The 5,870-nt window shown below is 54.4% G+C and carries 2 tRNA genes and 3 rRNA genes; all 5 read right to left on the reverse strand.

Going from position 1 to position 5,870, the window contains the following annotated elements:
- Positions 1-25: 25 nt before the first annotated feature.
- Positions 26-140 (reverse strand): 5S ribosomal RNA (gene rrf, locus MB818_RS21470).
- 189 nt (positions 141-329) lie between these two features.
- Positions 330-3,193: ribosomal RNA gene (locus MB818_RS21475) — 23S ribosomal RNA — on the reverse strand.
- Positions 3,194-3,650: 457 nt separating this feature from the next.
- Positions 3,651-3,726: transfer RNA gene (locus MB818_RS21480), tRNA-Ala, on the reverse strand.
- 20 nt (positions 3,727-3,746) lie between these two features.
- Positions 3,747-3,823: transfer RNA gene (locus MB818_RS21485), tRNA-Ile, on the reverse strand.
- A 232-nt stretch (positions 3,824-4,055) separates the two neighbouring features.
- Positions 4,056-5,518, reverse strand: a 16S ribosomal RNA gene (locus MB818_RS21490).
- Together the 16S, 23S and 5S rRNA genes with 2 tRNA genes alongside form the textbook arrangement of a ribosomal RNA operon.
- Positions 5,519-5,870: the final 352 nt, after the last annotated feature.

Here is a 5,870-nt window from a genome sequence, read left to right on the forward strand (position 1 = left end):
TTAGAGAGAATTGAGTATTTATTAGGTTTGGCGGTGACCTACTCTCCCGGGGCTTGAGCCCGAGTACCATTGGCGCGGAGGCACTTAACTTCCGGGTTCGGGAAGGGACCGGGTGTATTGCGCTCGCTATGACCACCAAACCGAATAAATACTCACGTTGCGTATCCGCCTTTTGCGGATCGCGACGGGTGGGGGTAAACGGTTTGCGCAGCAAACTGTGGCCCCACTCGGTTTTATCAATCGGGTGCAATCCAGTTTTGGATTGTCACGTGTTGTCCAAGTTTTTTGGTGCTTTTGGTTCTTGATGATCAGTCTTTCTGTTACTGGATCGGATCAAGCCTATCGGGCGATTAGTACCGGTCAACTGAACGCATTGCTGCGCTTACATCTCCGGCCTATTGACGTGGTGGTCTTCCACGGCCCTCAGGGATACCTTGTTTTGAGGGGGGCTTCCCGCTTAGATGCCTTCAGCGGTTATCCTGTCCGATCATAGCTACCCTGCACTGCTGCTGGCGCAACAACAGGTCCACCAGTGGATCGTTCACCCCGGTCCTCTCGTACTAGGGGCAACTCCTCTCAAGTATCCTACACCCACGGCAGATAGGGACCGAACTGTCTCACGACGTTCTAAACCCAGCTCACGTACCTCTTTAAACGGCGAACAGCCGTACCCTTGGGACCTGCTCCAGCCCCAGGATGAGATGAGCCGACATCGAGGTGCCAAACACTGCCGTCGATATGGACTCTTGGGCAGTATCAGCCTGTTATCCCCGGCGTACCTTTTATCCGTTGAGCGATGGCCCTTCCACTCGGGACCACCGGATCACTATGGCCGACTTTCGTCTCTGCTCGACTTGTCAGTCTTGCAGTCAGGCTGGCTTCTGCCATTGCACTCAACGAGCGATTTCCGACCGCTCTGAGCCAACCTTCGCGCGCCTCCGTTACGCTTTAGGAGGCGACCGCCCCAGTCAAACTACCCGCCACGCAGGGTCCCGGATCCGGATGACGGACCGCGGTTAGACATCAAGAGTGCGAAGGGTGGTATCTCAAGGGAGGCTCCACGGGAACTGGCGTTCCTGCTTCAAAGCCTACCACCTATCCTGCACATCACAATCCTGATGCCAGTGCGAAGCTGTAGTAAAGGTGCACGGGGTCTTTCCGTCTAACCGCGGGAAGCCTGCATCTTGACAGGCAATTCAATTTCGCTGAGTCGATGTTGGAGACAGCGGGGAAGTCGTTACGCCATTCGTGCAGGTCGGAACTTACCCGACAAGGAATTTCGCTACCTTAGGACCGTTATAGTTACGGCCGCCGTTTACCTGGGCTTCAATTCGGAGCTTGCACCCCTCCTTTTAACCTTCAGGCACCGGGCAGGCGTCAGACCCTATACGTCGTCTTGCGACTTCGCAGAGCCCTGTGTTTTTAATAAACAGTCGCCACCCCCTGGTTTGTGCCCCCGGATCCAAGTTGCCTTGAACCCGGGCCTCCTTCTCGCGAACTTACGGAGGTATTTTGCCGAGTTCCTTCAACATCGTTCTCTCAAGCGCCTTGGTATTCTCTACCAGTCCACCTGTGTCGGTTTAGGGTACGGTCTGATGGAGGGCTATTTCCAGGGACCACTCAGCAGCCCGACCAATCCGATAAGGTCGAACTACATCCGTGATCCGTCACATCCTCCTGGCCCAGGAATATTAACCTGGTTCCCATCGCCTACGCCTTTCGGCCTCGGCTTAGGGGCCGGCTTACCCTGCTCAGATTAGCTTTAAGCAGGAACCCTTGGACTTTCGGCGAGAGTGTCTCTCACACTCTTTGTCGCTACTCATGTCATCATTCTCGCTAGTGATCTCTCCACGGGATCGCTCACGCGCCCGCTTCATCGAAAGGACTCTATCCTGCGCTACCGCCTATTCGGCTACTTGAGCGCGATTTCTCGCGTCAAATGACCGGCGGCAATACAGGACAAGTCCTATGTCACACTACGCTCCGCTACCATGCCTTGCGGCATCCTCAGCTTCGGCTCATGGCTTGAGCCCCGTTACATCTTCGCCGCAGGACGTCTTGATTAGACCAGTGAGCTGTTACGCTATCTTTAAAGGATGGCTGCTTCTAAGCCAACCTCCTGGTTGTTTTGGACATCCCACCTGCTTTCCCACTTAGCCATGAATTGGGGGCCTTAGCTGGAGGTCAGGGTTGTTTCCCTCTCCACTACGGGCGTTAGCACCCGCAGTGTGTCTGCCATCTAGTACTCCCGGGTATTCGGAGTTTGGTTAGGATCAGTAAGCCTGTGGGGCCCCATTACCCATCCAGTGCTCTACCCCCCGGGGTATTCGGATGACGCTCTACCTAAATAGATTTCGCGGAGAACCAGCTATCTCCGAGTTTGATTGGCCTTTCACCCCTAGGCACAGCTCATCCCGATCCTTTTCAACGGATGTGGGTTCGGTCCTCCAGCAAGTGTTACCTTGCCTTCAACCTGGCCATGCCTAGATCACTCGGTTTCGGGTCTGATCCCACGAACTCGACGCCCTATTAAGACTCGCTTTCGCTGCGCCTACACCTAACGGCTTAAGCTTGCTCGTGAGACCAAGTCGATGACCCATTATACAAAAGGTACGCCGTCAGGACGCTAGGTCCCTCCGACTGCTTGTAGGCGTCCGGTTTCAGGTACTGTTTCACTCCCCTCGTCGGGGTGCTTTTCACCTTTCCCTCACGGTACTGGTTCGCTATCGGTCAGCAAGGAGTACTTAGCCTTCGAAGGTGGTCCTCCGATCTTCAGACAGGATTTCACGTGTCCCGCCCTACTTAATACGTCCCATCGAACTTCGAATACGGGGCTGTCACCCGCTGTGGCCATGCTTCCCAACATGTTCTTCTCATTCTCAAGGCTCGGCTGGTCCCCGTTCGCTCGCCACTACTAGGGGAGTATCAATTGATTTCCTTTCCTCCGGGTACTTAGATGTTTCAGTTCCCCGGGTTTGCTCTTAAAACCCTATGTATTCAGGTCTTAAGTACCTGTTCATGCTCATTATTGATAGCGAGGCTAACAATAACAAACATTCAGGTGGGTTGCCCCATTCGGAGATTCATGGATCAAAGCCTATTCTCGGCTCCCCATGACTTATCGCAGAGTATCACGTCCTTCATCGCCTCTTGCTGCCAAGGCATCCACCAAACGCCCTTCTCGCGCTTGATTCGATCCAGAAAAAGAAAGACTGAACTTTCACGGCCCGGGCTGGTTCGACCAGGCCTTCTTCTGAACCAAAAGCCACTTTTCCCGCTCAGCCCGTCAGGGCTGAACATATTGGTGCGTATCCTCGCGGACCGCACCGGGTTAGTGTACTTGACTTGGACAACGTCTGTTCGTTTCAACAGGGATACGTCAGATCGAGCCGGCTAGACCCAATCCACGCCTTCTGCTCTCTTTTATATGTCCTACCGCCTGTTCGGCTACTTGAGGACATATATGTGTCCTACCGCCTATTCGGCTACTTGAGGACGAGAGCAGAACCCGCTGAGATCAGCACCTCACGCGGTGCGATCAAACAGAGTTGATTGATTTCTCTCTAAACGATGTCAACGCTTCCGTAGAAGCACAGTCCGATTGGACGGCCAAACACTGACACAGTGCTTGGCGGTCAAATCGAGGAATATGGTGGAGCCTAGGAGGATCGAACTCCTGACCTCCTGAATGCAAATCAGGCGCTCTCCCAGCTGAGCTAAGGCCCCATAATCACCCCGAGGGATGTTGGTGGGTCGAGGAGGACTTGAACCTCCGACCTCACGCTTATCAGGCGTGCGCTCTAACCACCTGAGCTACCGACCCAGCTGATTTTGCTTTGCAAAATCGGCGTCGCCCGGCAGGCGATTTGCAAAGCAAATCTGCCGAGAGGGCCAGCTTGCCTGAAGCAAAACCGATGTTGCATGAGCAGGCGCTCACGCGGTTGTCTGAAGAGATATGAGGACGGTCCGGTCCGGAGTTTGACCAACTTTGTTTGTTGATCTTCTGCTAAGTGATCCACGTGAATGGCAAGCCATTCAGCCAGGATCATCCTTAGAAAGGAGGTGATCCAGCCGCAGGTTCCCCTACGGCTACCTTGTTACGACTTCACCCCAGTCGCTGAGCCTACCGTGGCCAGCTGCCTCCTCGAAAGGTTGGCGCACCGTCTTCGGGTAGACCCAACTCCCATGGTGTGACGGGCGGTGTGTACAAGGCCCGGGAACGTATTCACCGCGTCATGCTGTTACGCGATTACTAGCGATTCCGACTTCATGGGGTCGAGTTGCAGACCCCAATCCGAACTGAGACAGTTTTTTGGGATTAACCCATTGTCACTGCCATTGTAGCACGTGTGTAGCCCAACCCGTAAGGGCCATGAGGACTTGACGTCATCCACACCTTCCTCCCGCTTATCACGGGCAGTTCCCCTAGAGTGCCCAACCAAATGCTGGCAACTAAGGGTGTGGGTTGCGCTCGTTGCCGGACTTAACCGAACATCTCACGACACGAGCTGACGACAGCCATGCAGCACCTGTCACCGAGCCACCGAAGTGGAAACCAGATCTCTCTGGCGGTCCCGGGATGTCAAGGGTTGGTAAGGTTCTGCGCGTTGCTTCGAATTAAACCACATGCTCCACCGCTTGTGCGGGCCCCCGTCAATTCCTTTGAGTTTTAACCTTGCGGCCGTACTCCCCAGGCGGAATGCTTAATCCGTTAGGTGTGTCACCGAGCAGCATGCTACCCGACGACTGGCATTCATCGTTTACGGTGTGGACTACCAGGGTATCTAATCCTGTTTGCTCCCCACACTTTCGCACCTCAGCGTCAGTATCGAGCCAGTGAGCCGCCTTCGCCACTGGTGTTCCTCCGAATATCTACGAATTTCACCTCTACACTCGGAATTCCACTCACCTCTCTCGAACTCAAGACTGGGAGTTTTGGAGGCAGTTCCGGGGTTGAGCCCCGGGATTTCACCCCCAACTTTCCAATCCGCCTACGCGCGCTTTACGCCCAGTAATTCCGAACAACGCTAACCCCCTCCGTATTACCGCGGCTGCTGGCACGGAGTTAGCCGGGGTTTCTTTACCTGCTACCGTCATTATCTTCACAGGCGAAAGAGCTTTACGACCCTAAGGCCTTCTTCACTCACGCGGCATGGCTGGATCAGGGTTGCCCCCATTGTCCAAGATTCCCCACTGCTGCCTCCCGTAGGAGTCTGGGCCGTGTCTCAGTCCCAGTGTTGCTGATCATCCTCTAAAACCAGCTATAGATCGTAGGCTTGGTAGGCCATTACCCCACCAACTACCTAATCTAACGCGGGCCGATCCTTTGGCGATAAATCTTTCCCCCGAAGGGCTCATAGGGTATTACTCACCGTTTCCAGTGGCTATTCCCTACCAAAGGGTACGTTCCCACGCGTTACTAACCCGTCCGCCGCTCACCCCGAAGGGCGCGCTCGACTTGCATGTGTTAGGCCTGCCGCCAGCGTTCGTTCTGAGCCAGGATCAAACTCTCAAGTTAAAATGCCGTTACCGGCATTCCATGACAGTCGAACCTCTGCACATCTTTGGTTGTGCTACCGCCTATCCGGCCACTCGAGCACGTTTAAGCGACACCCTCGGCCGGCTAGCCAAGAGTACAACCAAAAGTCATCTGTCTGATGTACATCCGTTCCAAAAGAAACGTTGCACCACCAAACAGTGAAGCTGACACTCCATCATCGCACTACCGCTTCGATACTTGAACGCAGGATCATCGACCCCAACCCAAATTCGAAACGCAGCGCTAAGAGCGCGATATACAGACGATCAATCCGTCGAAACGAACCAAACCGCCCACATATCTCTTCAGTCATCCATCAATGTCAAACAGC

It is taken from the genome of Ruegeria alba, from assembly GCF_022321465.1.
Classification (GTDB): Bacteria; Pseudomonadota; Alphaproteobacteria; order Rhodobacterales; family Rhodobacteraceae; genus Ruegeria_B; species Ruegeria_B alba.